The organism is Amycolatopsis sp. TNS106, from assembly GCF_019330265.1.
Classification (GTDB): Bacteria; Actinomycetota; Actinomycetes; order Mycobacteriales; family Pseudonocardiaceae; genus Amycolatopsis; species Amycolatopsis lurida.
The window spans coordinates 5,863,411-5,881,823 of record NZ_CP024972.1 but is presented as its reverse complement, the minus strand read 5'-3'; the positions used below and the strand labels follow the sequence as shown (position 1 = coordinate 5,881,823).

General features: G+C 69.8%; 18 protein-coding genes. 15 read left to right on the top strand and 3 right to left on the bottom strand.

The features are described 5' to 3' along the window. Nucleotides 1-226: 226 nt before the first annotated feature. The 11 genes from CVV72_RS26655 to CVV72_RS26605 all read left to right on the top strand — a co-directional run bounded on the left by CVV72_RS26655 (nucleotide 227) and on the right by CVV72_RS26605 (nucleotide 10,678). Nucleotides 227-1,459 carry a cell wall metabolism sensor histidine kinase WalK gene (locus CVV72_RS26655; protein WP_219146262.1) on the top strand — a complete coding sequence of 411 codons (1,233 nt, stop codon included), beginning with the start codon at nucleotides 227-229 and terminating at the stop codon, nucleotides 1,457-1,459. Beyond that, complete coding sequence (locus CVV72_RS26650; protein WP_034310560.1) at nucleotides 1,456-2,145, top strand: response regulator transcription factor; 690 nt, start codon at nucleotides 1,456-1,458, stop codon at nucleotides 2,143-2,145. Before CVV72_RS26655 ends, CVV72_RS26650 begins: the two co-directional genes overlap by 4 nt. Nucleotides 2,146-2,272: 127 nt before the next feature. Further along, nucleotides 2,273-3,262 (top strand): Ppx/GppA phosphatase family protein, encoded by a 990-nt coding sequence (locus CVV72_RS26645; protein WP_219146261.1) that lies wholly within the window; start codon nucleotides 2,273-2,275, stop codon nucleotides 3,260-3,262. Between the two features lie 105 nt (nucleotides 3,263-3,367). Beyond that, the gene (locus tag CVV72_RS26640; RefSeq protein WP_219146260.1) at nucleotides 3,368-4,942 is read left to right on the top strand and encodes a hypothetical protein; all 1,575 of its coding nucleotides are present in this window, start codon (nucleotides 3,368-3,370) and stop codon (nucleotides 4,940-4,942) included. A 22-nt stretch (nucleotides 4,943-4,964) separates the two neighbouring features. Then, nucleotides 4,965-5,762 (top strand): sugar phosphate isomerase/epimerase, encoded by a 798-nt coding sequence (locus tag CVV72_RS26635; RefSeq protein ID WP_219146259.1) that lies wholly within the window; start codon nucleotides 4,965-4,967, stop codon nucleotides 5,760-5,762. A 141-nt stretch (nucleotides 5,763-5,903) separates the two neighbouring features. Next, complete coding sequence (locus CVV72_RS26630; RefSeq protein ID WP_034310570.1) at nucleotides 5,904-6,734, top strand: thioesterase family protein; 831 nt, start codon at nucleotides 5,904-5,906, stop codon at nucleotides 6,732-6,734. Between the two features lie 24 nt (nucleotides 6,735-6,758). After that, nucleotides 6,759-7,574, top strand: a complete 816-nt coding sequence (gene proC / locus CVV72_RS26625) for a pyrroline-5-carboxylate reductase (protein WP_219146258.1) — start codon at nucleotides 6,759-6,761, stop codon at nucleotides 7,572-7,574. A gap of 206 nt (nucleotides 7,575-7,780) precedes the next feature. Further along, the gene (locus CVV72_RS26620) at nucleotides 7,781-7,996 is read left to right on the top strand and encodes a helix-turn-helix domain-containing protein (RefSeq protein WP_016330918.1); all 216 of its coding nucleotides are present in this window, start codon (nucleotides 7,781-7,783) and stop codon (nucleotides 7,994-7,996) included. Between the two features lie 145 nt (nucleotides 7,997-8,141). After that, complete coding sequence (locus CVV72_RS26615; RefSeq protein WP_007030867.1) at nucleotides 8,142-8,243, top strand: 30S ribosomal protein bS22; 102 nt, start codon at nucleotides 8,142-8,144, stop codon at nucleotides 8,241-8,243. A 285-nt stretch (nucleotides 8,244-8,528) separates the two neighbouring features. Next, on the top strand, nucleotides 8,529-9,578 hold the full coding sequence (locus tag CVV72_RS26610; RefSeq protein WP_219146257.1) for an NAD-dependent epimerase/dehydratase family protein: 1,050 nt from the start codon (nucleotides 8,529-8,531) through the stop codon (nucleotides 9,576-9,578). After that, the gene (locus CVV72_RS26605; RefSeq protein ID WP_219146256.1) at nucleotides 9,575-10,678 is read left to right on the top strand and encodes a lysophospholipid acyltransferase family protein; all 1,104 of its coding nucleotides are present in this window, start codon (nucleotides 9,575-9,577) and stop codon (nucleotides 10,676-10,678) included. The genes CVV72_RS26610 and CVV72_RS26605 overlap by 4 nt, the downstream gene beginning before the upstream one ends. Nucleotides 10,679-10,842: 164 nt before the next feature. Here the strand turns inward: CVV72_RS26605 and CVV72_RS26600 are convergent, their stop codons facing one another. The 3 genes from CVV72_RS26600 to CVV72_RS26590 all read right to left on the bottom strand — a co-directional run bounded on the left by CVV72_RS26600 (nucleotide 10,843) and on the right by CVV72_RS26590 (nucleotide 13,792). Then, entirely contained in the window at nucleotides 10,843-11,745 is a 903-nt protein-coding gene (locus CVV72_RS26600) for an HAD family phosphatase (protein WP_192747707.1), read from the bottom strand. Nucleotides 11,746-11,841: 96 nt separating this feature from the next. Further along, entirely contained in the window at nucleotides 11,842-12,930 is a 1,089-nt protein-coding gene (locus tag CVV72_RS26595) for a DUF5667 domain-containing protein (RefSeq protein ID WP_219146255.1), read from the bottom strand. 163 nt (nucleotides 12,931-13,093) lie between these two features. Beyond that, the gene (locus CVV72_RS26590) at nucleotides 13,094-13,792 is read right to left on the bottom strand and encodes a sigma-70 family RNA polymerase sigma factor (RefSeq protein WP_219146254.1); all 699 of its coding nucleotides are present in this window, start codon (nucleotides 13,790-13,792) and stop codon (nucleotides 13,094-13,096) included. 292 nt (nucleotides 13,793-14,084) lie between these two features. Here CVV72_RS26590 and CVV72_RS26585 point away from each other — a divergent pair, with 292 nt between their 5' ends. The 4 genes from CVV72_RS26585 to CVV72_RS26570 all read left to right on the top strand — a co-directional run bounded on the left by CVV72_RS26585 (nucleotide 14,085) and on the right by CVV72_RS26570 (nucleotide 18,413). Next, nucleotides 14,085-15,569 (top strand): AMP-binding protein, encoded by a 1,485-nt coding sequence (locus tag CVV72_RS26585; RefSeq protein ID WP_219146253.1) that lies wholly within the window; start codon nucleotides 14,085-14,087, stop codon nucleotides 15,567-15,569. Nucleotides 15,570-15,579: 10 nt separating this feature from the next. Then, nucleotides 15,580-15,816, top strand: a complete 237-nt coding sequence (locus CVV72_RS26580; protein WP_037332991.1) for a glutaredoxin family protein — start codon at nucleotides 15,580-15,582, stop codon at nucleotides 15,814-15,816. Between the two features lie 57 nt (nucleotides 15,817-15,873). Then, a complete protein-coding gene (locus CVV72_RS26575; RefSeq protein ID WP_219146252.1) occupies nucleotides 15,874-17,409 on the top strand; it encodes a molybdopterin-dependent oxidoreductase in 1,536 nt (511 codons plus the stop codon). Between the two features lie 176 nt (nucleotides 17,410-17,585). Continuing rightward, nucleotides 17,586-18,413, top strand: a complete 828-nt coding sequence (locus tag CVV72_RS26570; protein ID WP_228708039.1) for a redox-sensing transcriptional repressor Rex — start codon at nucleotides 17,586-17,588, stop codon at nucleotides 18,411-18,413.

Genomic DNA, 18,413 nt, shown 5'->3' with positions numbered 1-18,413 from the left:
GGTGAGTGGGCAGAACACCGTTCGGATGGTCACGACGAAAGTCGGAATCCGGGCACGAGTCGTCCTCGAAGTCCCCGTTTCGGGTGACCCGCCTCACCCGGGAGGTCTCGGCCACGTGAACGAGGTCTGACCTGCAGGCGAACAGGGTGTCCCCAGGTGTCATAGGCATCACGAGTACGCGGCCGGGACTAGGCCAAAAGACTACCCACGCGCTTACGATTCCCCTGTGACCACGCCTGTTGCACTCGCCATGGCCCTCGGCGGACTGATCGTCGGTGTGGTTTTCGGCTTCCTGATCGCGAGGGGCCGCGCCCGCCGCGAAGAGCGGCGACCGACCGGGCCCACCGTGGCCGAACTGCTCGAACGCCTCGTGCGGTCGAGCAACAACGGCGTCGTCGTGCTCAACAAGTTCGGCGACATGGTCCTGCACAACCCGCGTGCCTACGAGCTCGGCCTGGTGAAGGTCAACCAGGCCGATCCGCGGGCCCGCAAGGCCGCCGAGCAGGTGGTCGAGACCGACGAGCCGATGGAGATCGACCTCTCCCCGCTGGAGGCGAGGGGGCGTCAGCCCGAGGCCGTCCACGGCGAGGTCCGCCCGCTCGGCGACGGGTTCACCGTGGTCGAGGCCGTCGACCACTCCGAGGCGATCCGCCTCGAAGCCGTCCGGCGGGATTTCGTCGCGAACGTCAGCCACGAACTGAAGACGCCGGTGGGCGCGATCGCGCTGCTCACCGAGGCCGTCCTCGACGCCGCGGAAGACACCGAGGAGGTCCGCCGCTTCGGCGGCAAGATCCTCCGCGAATCGACGCGGCTCGGCCAGCTCGTCACCGAACTGATCGCGCTGTCGCGGCTCCAGGGCGCCGAACGGCTGCCCGATCTGAACGTCGTCGAGGTCGACGCCGTCGTCCGCGAGGCGCTCGGCAGGACGACACTCTCGGCGGAATCCGCCGAGATAACCATCACCACCGACGCGGCCAGCGGGCTCCTCATCGAGGGTGACCGGACGCTGATGGTCACCGCGCTGTCGAACCTGCTGGAGAACGCCGTCGCGTACTCGCAGCCGGGCAGCCCGGTGTCGATCAGCAGGCGGCTGGTCGACGGGAAGGTCGAGATCGCGGTGACCGACCGCGGTATCGGCATCGCCGAGGACGAACAGCAGCGCGTCTTCGAGCGGTTCTACCGCGCGGACAAGGCACGGTCGCGGGCGACCGGCGGCACCGGGCTGGGGCTGGCGATCGTCAAGCACGTGGCCGCCAACCACGGCGGTTCGGTCGGCCTGTGGAGCCGTCCCGGCACCGGGTCGACCTTCACGCTGCGAATCCCCGCGCATATCCCCGCCGAACCGGCCGCGGCCGCGAAACAGGCTCCGCCGGCGTCCCGGCCGGAGAAGACCCCCGAGCGGACACCCCGTCTCGTGGCAACAGGGCAAGAAAGCCCCGACCATGGAGGAAACCTGTGACGAGGGTTCTCATCGTCGAGGACGAAGAGTCGTTCGCCGACCCGCTCGCGTTCTTGCTCCGCAAAGAGGGCTTCACCGCCGCCGTCGCCGTGACGGGGCAGCAGGCGCTCGAGGAGTTCGACCGCAACGGCGCCGACATCGTCCTGCTCGATCTCATGCTCCCCGGGATGAGCGGAACGGACGTCTGCAAGCAGCTCAGGCAGCGTTCCGCGGTACCGGTGATCATGGTGACCGCGCGCGACAGCGAGATCGACAAGGTCGTCGGCCTGGAACTCGGCGCCGACGACTACGTCACCAAGCCGTACTCGGCCCGTGAGCTCATCGCGCGGGTGCGGGCGGTGCTGCGCCGCGGTGGCGAGCCGGGCTCCGAAGGCGATCTGGCGCCGCTGGTGCTGGCCGCCGGGCCGGTGCGGATGGACGTCGAGCGGCACGTCGTGACCGTCGACGGCCAGGAGGTCTCCTTGCCGCTGAAGGAGTTCGACCTGCTCGAGTACCTGCTGCGCAACGTGGGCCGCGTGCTCACCCGCGGGCAGCTGATCGACCGGGTGTGGGGCGCGGACTACGTCGGCGACACCAAGACGCTCGACGTCCACGTGAAGCGCCTGCGCTCGAAGATCGAACCGGACCCGGGCTCGCCCCGGCACCTGGTCACGGTGCGTGGCCTGGGCTACAAGTTCGAGACGTGAGATCGCGCGTGAAGGCCCCCTTCCCTCGGCTCAGCCGAGGGAAGGGGGCCTTCACGCGGAGCCTCTGCGATACAGATCACGGTTACGGTTTCGTGACCTGACGTGGGGGCGGGTACCGTAGACGCTCGTGCGCCTAGGGGTACTCGACGTCGGTTCCAATACCGTCCACCTGCTCGTGGTCGACGCCCACCGTGGCGCCCACCCGACCCCGATGCATTCCGAAAAGGCCGTCCTCCGGCTCGCCGAGCAGATCACCCGCAGCGGCGACCTGAGCCGCGCGGGCGCGGACAGTCTCGTGCGAGCGGTCGAATCGGCGAAGGCGGCCGCGGCGCGGCTCGGCTGCGAAGAGGTCATGGCGTTCGCCACCTCCGCGGTCCGCGAAGCCAAGAACGCCCCGAAGGTGCTCGCGAAGGTCCAGGAACAGACCGGCGTCGAACTGAAGGTGCTTTCCGGGATCGACGAATCCCGGCTCACCTTCCTCGCCGTCCGCCGCTGGTTCGGCTGGTCGGCGGGGAAGCTGCTGGTGCTCGACATCGGCGGCGGCTCGCTGGAAATCGCGATGGGCCGTGACGAGGAGCCGGATCTGGCCGAGTCACTGCCGTTGGGCGCGGGCCGGACCACCCGGACGCGGTTCCAGCACGACCCGCCCACCAGGTCGGAGCTGATCGCGACTTCGGCGTGGCTCGAAGAACAACTCGCCCCGCTCGCGAAGAAGGTCGCCAAATTGGGTGAACCCGATCGTGTCGTGGCGACGTCGAAGACGTTCCGGTCGCTCGCCCGGCTGACCGGAGCGGCGCCGTCGGCCAGCGGGCCGCATGTGCGCCGTACCCTGACCGACACCGCGTTGCGCCAGCTCATCGCGTTCATCTCCCGGATGACCGCCCATGACCTGGCACAACTCGAGGGGGTCAGCGCGAGCCGGTCGCATCAGCTGGTGGCGGGCGCGCTCGTCGCACAAGCCACCATGCGGGCGCTTTCCCTGGAAGAACTGGAGATCTGTCCGTGGGCGCTGCGAGAAGGTGTCATCCTTCGACGGCTGGACCATTCGAACGGTGCGGACGACACTGTGGGCGGCAGCGCCCGACTGGACTTAGTCGACGGAGAACGGGCACGGTGAAAAGGTGACGGAGATGCGGATGACGGTGGACAGCGCGTGCGACGCCGCCGATGCCCCGTCGCGTGCCGGTTCGCAACGGCTTGAGCGCGCATTGGACAGCACGGTATGACGGACGAGACAGAGAGCGGCCAGCCACAGAAGACCGTGGCGGAGCTGCTCGCGCAGCACGGAGCCCAGCCCGAGGGCGGGCGCCGCAGGCGACGCCGCGCGGCCGACGACGACGAGGCTCCCGAGCCCACTCGCGGACGGCGCGCGCCGTCGGTGAGCGACACCGCGCCCCAGGCGATCATCGACAGGGTGTCCGGCGACACCCCGCCGCCGCCCAACCGTCCGCCGCGCCGCTCGCGCCCGCAGGACTCCGCACCGCGTCCGCTCCCGCAGCCGCAGCAGGACTCCGCGCCGCTGCCGGTGCCGCCGGACGTCGCCTCCACCCCGACCCGGCAGACGCCGCCGGTGCGCCCGCCGCAGGAGCAGAGCGGCTATCAGCAGCGTCCGCCGCAGCCGCCCCAGCAATCGGGTCAGTTCCTGCGGCCGACTCCGCCGCAGGAGCAGAGCGGTTACCAGCAGCGTCCGCCGCAGCCGCCCCAGCAATCGGGTCAGTTCGTCCGGCCGACTCCGCCGCAGGAGCAGTCCGGTTACCAGCAGCGCCCGCCGGACTCCGAGGGCCTGCCCCCGCGTGGCCGTCCCCGTCCGGCAGGTCCGGAGGAGACCCGCGGCGCGGTGCCGCCGGTCCGCCGTCGCCCCGAACCGCCCGCCGGGCCCCCGTCGTCCGGGCTGTCGGCGAGGCTGGACGGTGGCCTCGACGCTCCGGCCGAAGACGTGCAGGACCAGCCGGGTCCGATGGCGAGCGGCGCGTTCGCGACGCCGCCCGCCCAGCCGGCGCGGCGCCGCCGTCCCGCGGCGCGCCCGCCCCAGCCGAAGGCCGAGCCGAGCACCGAACAGTTCGCCGCCGTCGGCGACGAGGCGGCGCCCGAACCCGAGGCCGCCGCGCCCGTCGAGCCTCCGGCGCCGCCCGCCGGTCTCGCCGGCTGGCGCAAGCGCAGGCAGAAGGTGCAGTCCGAGGACACCGAGATCGGCGGGATCCCGCCGGTACCGCCCCCGGTCGCGCCCGTAGAACCGGACGCCGACCCCGAGCCGGACCCGTTCGACGCGGGCCCGCCCACCATGGCATCTACCCACCAGCCCCACCCGGCGCCGATGCCCTTCGTGCCGCCGCATTCGCTCGACGACCGCGACCGGCAGGACAACCTCGACGAGTACGAGCGCGAGTTCGCCGACCCGGCGTACCCGGACGGCTCCCCGGACTTCGGCCGCGACGACTACGGCTACCGCGCCGACGAGTACGAGGACGACTACGACGACAGCGCCGAGGAGGTCGTCGAGGACGACGAGCCCGCGGCGCCCGCCGAGAAGGTCTCGCCGGGGAAGCAGTGGCTGGCACTGGCCGGTCAGCTCGCCCTCGGCGTCGTCGGTGGCGCCGCTGTCTGGCTGGGCTTCAACTGGCTGTGGGTGAACATCCCCGCCGCCGCGCTGGTCGCCGCGCTGCTGGTGATCGTCGCGCTGGTGTGGATCGTCCGGAAGATCCGCAAGGCGGAGGATCTCCAGACCCTGGTGCTCGCGGTACTGGTCGGACTGGTGGTGACGGTCTCACCGGCCGCACTCCTGCTGGTCGCGCGTTAGCGGCCTCGGGAAGGATGCCGGAATGGTTCAGCAGATTCCGGTAGGCCTCTCGACGGCGTCCGTCTGGCCGTTGCGGGCGGGCACGGCGTTCGAGCTGGCCGCCGACCTCGGCTACGACGGTGTCGAGGTGATGGTCTGGGCGGACCCGGTCAGCCAGGACGTCTCCGCGCTGCGCCGCTGGTCGCGCCGCACCGGCGTGCCGGTGCTGTCGATCCACTCGCCCTCGCTGCTGATCACCCAGCGCGTGTGGTCGCCGGATCCCGAGGTGCGCCTGCGGATGTCCGTGGACGCGGCGCAGGAGCTCGGCGCGCGCACGGTCGTGGTGCATCCGCCGTTCCGGTGGCAGCGCCGCTACGGTGACGCGTTCGGCGACCTCGTCGACGAGCTCGAAGAAACCAGCGGGATCGAGATCGCGGTCGAGAACATGTTCAAGGTCCGCCCGCCCGGCGGCTCGCGGACGTCCCGCGTGTCGGCGTTCCGGCCGTCGATCGACCCTACGGACGTAGGGTTTCGCCACTACACGCTCGACCTGTCCCACACAGCGGCAGCCGGGATGGACGCCCTCGCGCTCGCCGAACGGATGGGTTCCGGCCTCGCGCACGTCCATCTGGCCGATGGCACGGGCCTGCCGAAGGACGAGCACCTGGTGCCCGGACGCGGGATCGAACCCTGCGCCGAACTGCTCGAAAAGCTCGTGAACAGCGATTTCTCCGGGCAGATCGTGCTGGAGATCAACACCCGGCGGTCGCCGAGCGCGGCGCGGCGATCACGCGACCTCGCGGAGTCACTCCTGTTCGCGAGGCTTCACCTCGGTCAGTGACAAAGATCGTCTCCGGGTGCGGAGATTCATTCCTCCCTGCGCTCGAGGCGCTGGTACACGTAAAGTTCCGACCGTGAACCAGCTGCGCTTGTTGATCTCCCGCACCCCGATGGATCGGCTCGTGGCCTGGGTCAGTGCTCGGTGAGCGCGGCCGACGAAACGAGCACCTCCTTCGACGCGGCGTGCGCGACGAGATCACTGGGTGACGGCACTTTCACGGCGGTCCTCCGGACCGAATGGTCGATCGGTGGACACCCCCACGGCGGCTTCCTGATGGCCCTGATGGCCAGGGCCGCCCTGACCTTCCTCCAGGAACGCGGTGAGCCGCCGTCCGAGCCGCTGGCGATCAGCGCGGAGTTCCTGCACCCACCGGCGGTGGGGCCGGTGTTGCTGCGCATGGACGTCCGGAAGGTCGGAAGGCGGTCCTCGGTCGTCGCGGTCACGCTGGAGCAGCGGGGCCGCAGTTGCGTCGAGGCCAGGGTGACCACCGGGCGGCTGCCGATGCGGCGCCCGGAGTGGACCGACGTCCCCGCCATGCCCGCGGAGCCGCCGCCCGGCGCGGTACCCGTGACCGGCGAGACCTCGGAAGGCCTGTTCAACCTCGCGAAGGGCTGCGAGGTCCGGCTCGATCCCGCGAGCGTCGGCTACCTGCACGGCCGGATCGGCGACCCGCCGAGGATCCGGCTGTGGGTCCGGCCGAGGCACGGGCTCGCGGATCCGTACTTCGCCCTGCTCGCGAGCGACGTGAACCCGCCGGTGGTCTACAACCTCGGCCGGGTCGGCTGGGCGCCGACCGTGCAGCTGACCGCGTTGCTGCGCACGCGGCCGGCGCCGGGCTGGCTGCGGGTGCTCGTCCAGAGCCAGTCGGTGCACGAGGCCTGGTTCGACTCGGACGCGCTCGTGGTCGACTCGCAGGGCAGGCTCGTCTGCCAGGCCCGGCAGCTGGCGCTTGCCCCGGCGCCTGGAGCCTGACGGCCGTTTGGCACGCTGAAGCGCATGACTGTGATCGCGGTTCTGGGTGCCGGGAAGATCGGGGAGGCCTTGCTCTCGGGCCTGCTGCACGGCGGACACAGCCCCGCCGACCTGCTGTTCACCGAACGCTATCCGGCGCGCGCGGCCGAGCTGACCGAGCGCTACGGCGTGCACGGGGTCACCGTCGCGGACGCCGCCCGCCGGGCCGACGTGCTGGTCGTCGCGGTCAAACCGCAGGACATCGAACCGGTGCTGGACGAGCTCGCGCCGCTGCTCGGCGCGGAGTCGCTGGTGGTATCGCTGTGCGCGGGCCTGCCGACCGCCCTGTACGAGCGCAGGCTGGCCGAGGGCGTCCCGGTGGTCCGGGTCATGCCGAACACCCCCATGCTCGTCGGAGAGGCGATGAGCGCGGTCTCCGCGGGCGCGCACGCGACCTCCGAGCACATCGCGGTGGTGAAGGAACTGCTGTCGCACGTCGGGCAGGTCGTCGAGGTGCCCGAATCGCAGCAGGACGCCGTCACGGCGCTGTCCGGTTCCGGGCCCGCGTACTTCTTCTACCTGGTCGAGGCCATGATCGACGCCGGGATCCTGCTCGGCCTGCCCCGCGCGCTCGCCGGGCAGCTGATCATCCAGTCGGCGGTCGGGGCGGCGAAGATGCTCGCCGAGTCCGACGAACACCCGGTGCTGCTGCGCGAAGCCGTCACCTCGCCCGCCGGGACGACCATCAACGCCATCCGCGAGCTGGAGAAGCACGGCGTCCGCGCGGCGCTCCTGGCCGCCATCGAGGCCGCGAAGGACCGCTCGACCGAGCTGGGCGCCGCTCACGACCCCCGCAATTAGTCACCTACTTGCGCCGGTCGAGGACGCGCCCGAGCAGGTGTCCCCCGCAAGTAGGTGACTGATTGCGGGGGTCGGACGGGCCCATCTCGGTGACTCGCGTCGCTTTAGCCACACGTGTCCCGCTACTCTCAGGAGAGCACGTGCGTGTCGATACCACAGGTGGGGAAGCCTCGTGGCGCGACACGTGTCGAAGGACACGGTGAATCATGCCGCCGAACAAGAAGGATGACCTGCCTTCAGTGGGCCAGGTCCAGTTCCTGACGGTCGCCGAGGTGGCCACGCTGATGCGGGTCTCCAAGATGACCGTCTACCGACTGGTTCACTCGGGCGAGTTGCCCGCGGTGCGCGTCGGGAAGTCGTTCAGAGTGCCCGAAAAGGCCGTTCACGAATATCTGCAGGGCGCGTACTTCGACGTGGGCTGAGGCCCGTTTCGCGGGACAGAACGTGCCCGCCCGAGGGCGTCTTCCGGGGCGCGAGTACCCTGGAAGACCGCTCGTGCCTGTGCGCTCCACCCGTTGGACGCTGCGCCGGGCAGCGTGACCGACGACGAAGGAAGGAGCGCTCACGATGGGCTCTGTGATCAAGAAGCGCCGTAAGCGCATGTCGAAGAAGAAGCACCGCAAGTTGCTGCGCCGGACGCGCGTTCAGCGTAGGAAGGCCGGCAAGTAAGACACAGCCGGTGAATGGCCCGTCCAGTTTCTGGACGGGCCATTCCCATTTGGTGGGCGGTTTCCGCCCATTCGAGTGAGACGTGCATCCCCTCTGCGAGCGGCTGGTTAATAGCATGTAAGCGCTGGCTCGACTACCCCTAATGAGCGGTAACATCTCAAGGGCAGCCGCGCGATGCTTCCCATGAGTGCAGGTACGCGCACACACGGTCGATGGACCAGCGCTCAAGGTCATCAGGACCCCGTGATCGAAGTCCGAGAACCGCCCAAAGCCGCAGGGAGTCCTATGCCGTCGAACATCGTGCTCGTGACCGGGGTCGGGGGAGACCTTGGCGGGAAGCTGCTCGCCAGACTCGGCAACAATCCGGAGTTCGAGCGGGTGATCGGCGTCGACACCACGCCTCCGCGGAAGTCGGTCCTGCAACGTATGGGCCACGCCGAATACGTCCGTGCCGACATCCGCAATCCGCTGATCGCCAAGGTGATCAGCACGGCCAAGGTCGACACCGTGGTGCACGCGTCGTGCACCGCGCATCCGGCGGGCCCCGCTCGCCGGACGGCGATCAAAGAGGTCAACGTCATCGGCACGATGCGGCTCTTGGCGGCGTGCCAGCGCTCGCCGCTCGTGCGCAAGCTCGTGGTGAAGTCGACGGCCGCCGTCTACGGCGCCGGCGCGCGCTCGCAGGCCGTCTTCACCGAGGATTCCGAACTCATCCCCACCTCGACCAGCGGTTACGCGAAGGACGCCGTCGAGATGGAGGGCTACGTCCGCGGCCTCATGCGCCGCCGTCCCGACATCACGACGACGCTGTTCCGGTTCGCCAACATCATCAGCCCCGAGATCGACACCGTGCTCTCGCGCTACTTCGCGCTGCCGTTCGTCCCGACCGTCTTCGGCTACGACGCGCGGATCCAGCTGCTCCATGCTTCGGACGCGCTGTCCGTGTTCGAGCAGGCGACCCTGAACGACAAGCCCGGCGTGTTCAATGTGGGCTCGGAGGGGGTACTCACCCTTTCTCAGGCGATCCGGCGAGCCGGCCGGGTCGAGCTGCCGATGCCCAGTGGCGTGGTGCCGTCGGTCGGCAAGGTGCTGCGCGGAGCCCGCGTGGTCGACTTCTCCGCCGATCAGGTGCGGCTGCTGAACTTCGGCCGCGTCGTGGACATCACGAAGCTGAAGAAGGATTTCGGCTACACCCCGCGCTGGACGACGCGGGAAGCGTTCGACGACTACATCTCCGGCCGCGGGCTCCGGCCCGTGGTGGACGGCGGCAAGCTGGCCGGGTTCGCGAGCAAGGTGCTGGTGGCCGCGGCGACCGGACAGGCGGCGCGCCGGTGAGCAGGCCATACGAGAACGACCCCGAAAACTCTCACGAAGGCGAGGCGGAAAACGTGAGCGGCGCTGAAGCGCAGGTCATCCCGTTGCACGGCCCCGGCAGAGAGAAGCCGGACCCGGCCGTTCAAGCGGAACGGGATCTTCGCGAGTCGGAAGAAGCGCAGGAACATCTGGAGCAGGAGCGCCGGGCGGACGCGCCCGTCGTCGAATTCCCGGGGGCGGCGCGTGTCGCGCCCGCCAGGACCCGTCCGGCCGACGCGGAGCTCCTCCCGGCTTCGCTCAGGACGGCGCTGGGTTTCCTGCGCGACCGGTTGACCGGTGACTACACCGTCGACGAGTTCGGCTTCGACGCCGAGCTCACCGAGACCCTGCTGTTGCCCCCGCTGCGCGCGCTGTACGAGAAGTGGTTCCGCGTCGACACCTTCGGCGTCGAGAACCTGCCCGCCGACGGTGGCGCGCTGCTGGTGTCGAACCACTCCGGCACGTTGCCGCTCGACGCGCTGATGACCGCCGTCGCCGTGCACGACCACGTCCCCGGCGGCAGGCATCTGCGCGGCCTCGGCGCGGATCTGGTGTTCCAGGTGCCGCTGGTCGGCTCCTTCGCCCGCAAGTCCGGGCAGACCCTTGCCTGCAACGCCGACGCGGAACGCTTGCTGCGCAAGGGAGAACTCGTCGGTGTCTGGCCGGAGGGGTTCAAGGGGATCGGGAAACCGTTCTCGTCGCGGTACAAACTGCAGCGGTTCGGCCGCGGTGGGTTCGTCTCGGCCGCGTTGCGGACCGGCGTGCCGATCATCCCCGTGTCGGTCGTCGGCGCCGAGGAGATCTACCCGAAGATCGGCGACATCAAGCTCCTCGCGCGTCTGCTCGGCCTGCCGTACTTCCCGGTGACGCCGCTCTTCCCGCTGCTCGGCCCGCTCGGCGCGATCCCGCTGCCGACGAAGTGGAGCATCGAGTTCGGCGAACCCATCCGCACGGACACCTACGACGCGGACGCGGTCGACGACCCGATGCTGGTGTTCACGCTGACCGACCAGGTGCGGGAGTCGATCCAGCAGTCGCTGTACAAACGCCTTTCGCAGCGGAAGAGCGTGTTCAAGGGCTAGAACACGTAACTCGCGTGATCAGACCCGTGACTCGCGTGCTTGGGGCCGTAACTCACGAGTTACGGCCCCAAGCACGCGAATGACGGCTTCAAGCACGCGAGTGACGGGTCGGCGCTTCGCAACGTCGTTGAAGGCCAGGACCGCATCCAGAGGACGAAACGCGGTCAGCGCTTCCGGTAGGCCATGCCCGCCGCGACGGCACCGGCCACGGCACCGACACCGAGCACCGAAGGCACGCCGATCTTCGCGGCCTTCCGCCCGGTCCGGAAGTCGCGGATCTCCCAGCCGCGTGCCCGTGCGACGTCACGAAGTCCGCCGTCCGGGTTCACCGCGACCGCGGTCCCGACGACGGACAGCATCGGAACGTCGTTCTGCGAGTCCGAATACGCCGTGCAGCGCTTGAGATTCAGCCCTTCGCGTGACGCCAGCGCCCGGACGGCGTGGGCTTTCGCCCGGCCGTGCAGCAGGTCGCCGACGAGACGGCCGGTGTAGACGCCGTCCTTGGTCTCCGCGACGGTGCCCAGCGCGCCGGTGAGGCCGAGGCGCCGCGAGATGATGGCCGCGAGCTCGATCGGGGTCGCGGTGACGAGCCAGACGCGCTGGCCGGCGTCGAGGTGCATCTGCGCGAGTGCCCTGGTGCCGGACCAGATCTTGTCCGCCATCAGCTCGTCGTAGATCTCTTCGCTGATGTCGGTCAGTTCCTGCACGGTGCGGCCGGCCACAAAGGACAGTGCACGCTCGCGGTGGGTTTTGATGTCCTCTTTGTTCTCCCGGCCGCCGAGCCGGAATTTCACCTGCTGCCAGACGAATCCGGCCAGATCGGCGGAGGTGAAGAACTTGCGCGCGGCCAGGCCGCGGGCGAAGTAGAAGATCGACGCGCCCATCATCATGGTGTTGTCGACGTCGAAGAACGCGGCCGCCGTCAGGTCCGGCGGAGCGGGCGGCGCGGGCGGTTCGAGCGCTTCGGCGGACGCGGTCGCCATGGCGGCCTCGGCCGACGCCTCGCCTGCCAGCTCGGCCAGTCGTTCGAGCTCTTGACTCTTATCCTTGCCCCGCCAAACTGACACGCACACCGCCTCCGGAATCCCAGGTGCCTGTGCACAGCGTAGCGAGCGGCCGAGCACGGTGTCCCGGGTGTGGTGCCTGCCTCACGTGACACCGAGTCAGCCGATGGTTATCGGCGGTAATCCCGGAATGAGCGGCGGAATCGAAATCAGCGGTGGCTTCGGCGTGGTGGTGGTCGTCGGCAGCGGCGGCAGGTTCGTCGGGCCGGGGACGGGTGCCACGGGCGGCGGCGTGCCCCCGGTCGGCGGCGCGATCGGTCCGGTCGGCGCCGCGGTCTCCCCGGCGGACGACGGCGGCGCGGAGGTCACCGGTGCCGGTGACCCGGTCGGTGCCGACGACGGCGGGGAAGACGTCACCGGCGGCAGCACCGCCTCGGGGGAATCGGGGTCGCGGACGCAGTCACCGGCGGCCGGGACCGCGCCCAGTTCGTCGGAAGAGCCCGTGGTGATCGTGTAGCAGACCAGGCGCGAGCCGAGATCCGTCGTGCGCTCCTGGACCTTGTCGAGCAGGGCGCGGGCCGCGGAGAACTTGTCGCGCGCTTCGGCGGGCGCGTGCTCGACCTGGAGACCGAGCCGGTCGGACTGGTTCCGTGCCCAGGTGCGGAGTTCGGCGAGCGGCGTCTGGCCACCCTGATCGGTGACGAGCGCGGTGAGCCGCGAGACACCGGCGCGCAGATCCGTCTCGAAATCGGTGAGGCCGGTGAAGTAGGCGTCGGTGGGCGCGCCCTGCCGCGTCAGTTCGTCGAGCTCGCCGACGCGGTTCGCGGCGAACTCCAGATGCTTCTTCGCCTTGTCCTGTTCGTCGAAGGTGAGCCCGAGCGCGGCCGATTCACCCGCGCGTTTGATGCCGTACAGCGGATCGCCCGGCAACGCGTCCTTGGACAGCAGCAAGGTGATGCCGCCCAGCGCCAGCACGAGTGCGACGGCGGCGGCCGCGAGGTTGGCGACGAGGTGCCCACGACGCTTGGGGGCGGCTTCGGCCTCGGCGAGCCGCCCGGCGATCTCGTCACGGATCCGCTGCCGGGTCTCCGCGTCGGGGGCGCCGCCGGCGCCCAGCTCGCGCAAGCCGCCGACGAGCGCGAGTTCGTGCGCGAACTCGTCGCCGTCCGGGGATTCGGTGCCGTCGACAAGGTCGGCGAAGCGGTCACCGTCCGCCCGCTCCCGCGCGAACCATCCCGGCACGCCCACGGCGAAGTCTCCATCTGCTCAGCCCGGTCCTGACACCGGTCTGGCTGTGAAAACGAGCGGGGACGCCCAAGGGTTACGGCAAGGCCGGGTGAGGGATGAATATTGGATCGATGCCGCAACGCGGAGCGTTTCCGTTGAGGGTGGTGGTGGGTATATCGGCGGGTTAACGCAATCCGGTGGGCAGAAGTTGTGCCAAACGGCGTACCGCGCGGTGCTGAAGGGCCTTGATGGCGCCCTCGTTCCGCTTCATGATCGCCGCGGTCTCGGCGACCGACAGCCCCTGCATGAACCGCAACACGATGCACTCGCGCTGATCCTCGCCGAGTTCGGCGACGCAGCGCAGCAGTTCGGCGCGGGTGGCGCGGCTGATGGCCTGCTGTTCGGGCCCCGCGACCGCCTGCACGCCGACGTTCCCGATCGGAGCCCCGTTGGGCTCGGCGACCTCGTCGGTGACCACTTCGAGACGGAACCGGCTCGACTTCACGTGGTCGAGGATGATGTTGCGCGCGATGGTGACGAACCAGGCGCCGACGTCACGCCCCTGGTAGCTCACCGACGTGATGCGGCGCAGCGCGCGGAGGAACGTCTCGCTGGTGACGTCCTCGGCGAGGTCCCGGTCGCCGAGGCGGAACAGGACGTAGCGGTAGACGACGTCGACGTAGCGGTCGTAGAGCCGCCCGAACGCGGAGGTGTCTCCGCCCTGCGCGGCGCTGACCAGATCCCATGCCTCGGCCTTGGCGGCTTCGGCGGCGTCGTCGTTTTCCTCGACTTTCGGCCGGGCCGGCGCCGCCGCGGGGAAACCACTCCGGCGGAGGATGTGGCCCGCCACCATGGAGACGGGATTCGGCGCGGGAAGAGTCATGGCGCACCTCCCGTTCCGGACAGGGAGTACCGGCCCGCATGTCCCACCGCTGCGTGGGCCTGCAAGATCTGCACGTCCGGACTCCCTTTCTCACCATCGAGTGATCAACACCACTCGACGACGCCCAGCAGCATACGTGTAGTTACCGCGAAGTAGGTAGCGGTGGCGGGGTTACGGAACTGCGACGAAAGCGAGTGACCCCCATGACGGTGGCCGAGATGACAAACTGACAACGCCGTTCACCGAGGGAAGAGGTTCGCAGTTGAGCGCGGAGCAGGTTGCCGAAGGAAGCGTGCCCACTTTGCTCGCCGAGGCCGCCCGTCAGTGGCCCGGCAAGGCGGCCGTCCAGGAGACCGGCGGAGGGGTCGCGCTGACCTGGTCGGGCCTCGACGACGCCGCCCACGCACTGGCGCGCGCCCTGCTCGACGCGGGAATCGAGCGCGGTGACAGGGTGGCGTTGCGGCTGCCGACTTCGGCCGCGTTCGCCGTCTCGCTGTTCGGGGCGCTCCGTGCCGGCGCGGTGGTCGTCCCGATCTCGCCGCAGGCCCCTGCGGCGGAACTGAACGGGTTGCTGGAGCACAGCGGCGCACGGCTCGTCCTGGAACGCGAAGTCACCGAGGAACTCCCCGGCGGAGTGACAAGCCTCTCACCACCTGTTACCTCGGATGGAGCAGCCGGACCGGTCGACGAGTCCGGCTCCGGTGAGGACATAGCGGTCATCTCGTACACCTCCGGCACGACGGGCCCGCCGCGCGGCGTGATGCTGTCGCACCGGGCACTGCTGGCGAACCTCGACCAGCTGAGCCGGATCGTCCCCACGCCGCTCGTACACGGCGATCGCGTGCTCATCACCATCCCGTTGTTCCACGTCTACGGCCTCGGCCCCGGCCTGCTGCAGACCACGGCGGTCGGCGCGACGGCGATCCTGTCCGAACGGTTCCTCGCGGAGCGCACGCTGGCCGACTGCGCCGAATACCGGGTGACGTCGATCGCCGGCGTGCCCGCGATGTACGCCGAATTCGCCGCGATGGACCCCGAGGAACTCGGGCAGGGCCTGTCCACCGTCCGGCGGATGACGTCGGGCGCGGCGCCGCTGCACCCCAAAATCCTCACGGCCCTCCGCGGCGCCACCGGCCTCGACGTCTACGAGGGCTACGGCCTCACCGAATGCGCGCCCGTGGTCACCACGACGCTGGTCACCGGCTACCCGAAGCCGGGTTCGGTCGGGCGGCCGCTGCCCGGCGTCGAGCTCCGGCTGGTCGACAGCGACGGCGACGCGGAGCCCGTCCCGCTGGACCCGGACGACCTCGGCGACGCCTTCGACGAGGACGGCGGCACCGGTCTGGTGTCGATCCGCGGCGCGAACCTGTTCTCCGGTTACTGGCCCGACGGCTCCCACGGTCCCGACGAGGACGGCTGGTTCCGCACCGGCGACGTCGGCTACCTCGACACCGACGGCGACCTGCACCTGGTGGACCGGGCCAACGACCTGATCATCGTCAACGGGTTCAACGTCTTCCCGCACGAGGTCGAGAACGTGATCTCGATGCTGGACGAGGTCGTCGAGGCGGGCGTCGTCGGCGTCGTCGACGAGCGGACCGGCGAAGCGGTGAAGGCCGTCGTCGTTCCCGCGCCCGGCGCTTCGCTTTCGGAGCAGCAGGTCGTCGAGCACTGCGCGGAGCACCTGGCCGGGTACAAAGTGCCGCACACCGTCGAGTTCGCCGAGTCGCTCCCACATTCGGCCACCGGGAAGCTGCGCAGAATGCGCCTCAGGTAAGGATGGGGCCATGGCCCACCACGTGACCGTCATGACCCGCACGGGTTGCCATCTGTGCGAGGTCGCGGAACAGGACATCGAGCGGATCTGCGGCGAACTCGGCGTCGCCTGGTCGGCGGAGGACGTCGACAGCGACCCCGAATGGCGGGCCGAATACGGCGACCGCGTGCCGGTGATCCTGGTCGACGACGCCGAGCACGGCTACTGGCGTGTGGAAGAGGACAGGCTCCGAAAGGCCCTGGCGTAACAGTCTCGTAAGGGCGTTCAGCCGACCTCCGGGCGTATCCGTGGTGAAGATGGAGTCGTGGACGACGAACGCAGGCTCACCTTCTCGCAAGCCGCGCTGACCGGCCTTCTGTCGCTGGTGGCCGCGCTCGGCGTGGGGCATCTCGTCGCGGGCTTCGTCGGGTACACGGCCTCGCCGTTCGTCGCCGTCGCGAACTTCGTCATCGACCACAGCCCGCACGCGGTGGTCGCCTGGGCCGAGCAGACGCTGGAGACCTGGGACAAGTTCGTCCTCAAAATCGGTCTCGCCGTCGTGCTGGTGCTGTTCGCGCTGCTCGCCGGGCAGCTCTCGCGCCGCAACCCGCTCCCGGGCCAGGTGATCGTCGGCTTGCTCGGCGCGGCGGGCGTCGCGGCCGTCTTCGTGCGTACCGACCTCGGGCAGATCGCGCTGCTCGCGCCGGTGCTCGCCACCGTCGTCGCGCTCGTCGTGTTCACCCGGCTGCACTCGTTCTTCCGCCCGAAGGTGTTCTTCGACGACCGTGAAGGCGAAGGCCCGGACCGGCGGAAGGTGCTGATCACGGGCGCGTCGGTCGCAGCGGGGGCGGGGGTCGCCGCGCTGACCGGCCAGATCGTCGGAACCAGGAAGAACGCCGAGGAGTCGCGTGCCGCGGTCGGCAGGCTCGTCGCCGCGAGGACCGCGCCGCCGATCCCGCCCGACGCGGACTTCGCGAAGCTCGGCACCCCGCCGTACATCACTCCTTCGAAGGATTTCTATCGGATCGACACGGCGCTGGTGGTTCCGCAGGTCCGCACCGAGGACTGGAGCCTGCAGATCCGCGGGATGGTCGACCGCGAAGTCACCTACAGGTATGAAGATCTGCGTTCGCGGCCGCTGATCGAACGCGACGTCACCCTGTGCTGCGTCTCCAACGAGGTCGGCGGCCCGTACATCTCCAACGCCCGCTGGATCGGCATCGACCTGCGCGACTTGCTGATCGAAGCGGGGGTGAAACCCGGCGCCGAGCAGATGTTCGCGACCAGTGTCGACGGCTGGACCTGCGGCACCCCGGTCGAAGCCGCACTGGACCCGCGGCGCGGCGCGATGCTCGCCCTCGGCATGGACGGCGAACCGCTCCCGATCGAGCACGGCTTCCCCGCGCGGATCGTGATCCCCGGGCTCTACGGCTACGTGTCCGCCACGAAATGGGTGACCGAACTGGAGATCACCACGTGGGCGGAACGCCAGGCCTACTGGCTCGGCCGCGGCTGGGCCAGGGAAGCGCCGGTGAAGACCCAGTCGCGGATCGACGCGCCCGGTTCGGCCGTGAACGCGGGCAAGGTCGTGGTGTCCGGGACCGCGTGGGCGCAGCACACCGGTGTCGCGAAGGTGGAGGTCCGGGTCGATCAAGGGCCGTGGCAGGAGGCCGTCCTGTCCGCCGAGACGTCGAAGGACACCTGGCGGATGTGGTGGACGGAAGTGCAGGTCGCCCCTGGTCAGCACGAGATCGCCGTCCGGGCGACGGACCAGTCGGGCCACACGCAGACGCAGGAGCGCGCGGGAACCGTGCCGGACGGCGCCACCGGCTGGCACACGGTGTCGGTCAACGCGCGCTAGAGAGACTGACCACAGCACCTACCAGTGACTTTGTGCCTGCGTTCACAAGTGGCTACCGTAGATACGTCGCCTCCGAAAGCGCCCGGCATCGAACCGGACTCAGCGCGGCGGGTCAAGAGCCGATTTTCAGGTTCGGGCGACTCATGTCGTCAGCAGGACCAGAGGAGCGGACAAGCGTGGTGTCGCAACGAGGCCGGCGCACCCGGGTGACACCGGACGCCGACAACGCGCCCACCGCGGAGATGCCCGCCGTCGAGGCCACCGCCGAACCGGAAGCGGTCCGCGCGAAGTCGATCCCCGAAGCCGCCGTCGCCCGCCTCGCCGTCTACCTCCGTGTCCTCTCCGGGCTGGCCGAGCAGGGCGCGACGACGATCTCCAGCGAGGAGCTTTCCCAGGCCGCGGGCGTCAACTCCGCGAAACTGCGCAAGGACCTGTCCTACCTCGGCTCCTACGGCACCCGCGGCGTCGGCTACGACGTCCAGGTCCTGGTCAGCCAGATCGAGCGGATCCTCGGCCTGACCCGCAAGCACAAGGTCGCTGTGGTCGGCATCGGCAACCTGGGGCACGCGCTGGCCAACTACGGCGGCTTCCCGGGACGCGGGTTCCCGGTCGAGGCGTTGTTCGACCTCGACCCCGACCTGGTCGGCGTCCCGGTCGGCGGCCTCCCGGTCTCGCATCTCGACGAGATCCCCAAAGTCTGCGCCGAACGGCAGATCTCCATCGGTGTCATCGCCACGCCGCCCACCGCCGCGCAGTCGGTCTGCGACCGCCTCGTCGCAGGTGGCGTGCAGTGCATCCTGAATTTCGCCCCGGTGGTGCTGCAGGTGCCGGCACATATCGAGGTGCGCAAGGTCGATCTCGCGGTCGAGCTGCAGATCCTGTCGTTCCACGTCGCTCGCCGCGCCGATCTGGCCGCTAACGGCAACGGCGGAGCAGACGGTGGCCCCGGGGGCGCCGACAATGGCAGCGTGAACGGCCACGGCAACGGAATGGTGGTGCGCTGA

Excerpts from the sequence above, each read along its gene's own strand:
- CVV72_RS26615 (WP_007030867.1), top strand. The coding sequence starts at position 8,142 with ATGGGCTCTGTGATCAAGAAGCGCCGTAAGCGCATGTCGAAGAAGAAG.
- CVV72_RS26640 (WP_219146260.1), top strand. The coding sequence starts at position 3,368 with ATGACGGACGAGACAGAGAGCGGCCAGCCACAGAAGACCGTGGCGGAG.
- CVV72_RS26610 (WP_219146257.1), top strand. The coding sequence starts at position 8,529 with ATGCCGTCGAACATCGTGCTCGTGACCGGGGTCGGGGGAGACCTTGGC.
- CVV72_RS26590 (WP_219146254.1), bottom strand. The coding sequence starts at position 13,792 with ATGACTCTTCCCGCGCCGAATCCCGTCTCCATGGTGGCGGGCCACATC.
- CVV72_RS26620 (WP_016330918.1), top strand. The coding sequence starts at position 7,781 with ATGCCGCCGAACAAGAAGGATGACCTGCCTTCAGTGGGCCAGGTCCAG.
- CVV72_RS26580 (WP_037332991.1), top strand. The coding sequence starts at position 15,580 with ATGGCCCACCACGTGACCGTCATGACCCGCACGGGTTGCCATCTGTGC.
- proC (WP_219146258.1), top strand. The coding sequence starts at position 6,759 with ATGACTGTGATCGCGGTTCTGGGTGCCGGGAAGATCGGGGAGGCCTTG.
- CVV72_RS26635 (WP_219146259.1), top strand. The coding sequence starts at position 4,965 with ATGGTTCAGCAGATTCCGGTAGGCCTCTCGACGGCGTCCGTCTGGCCG.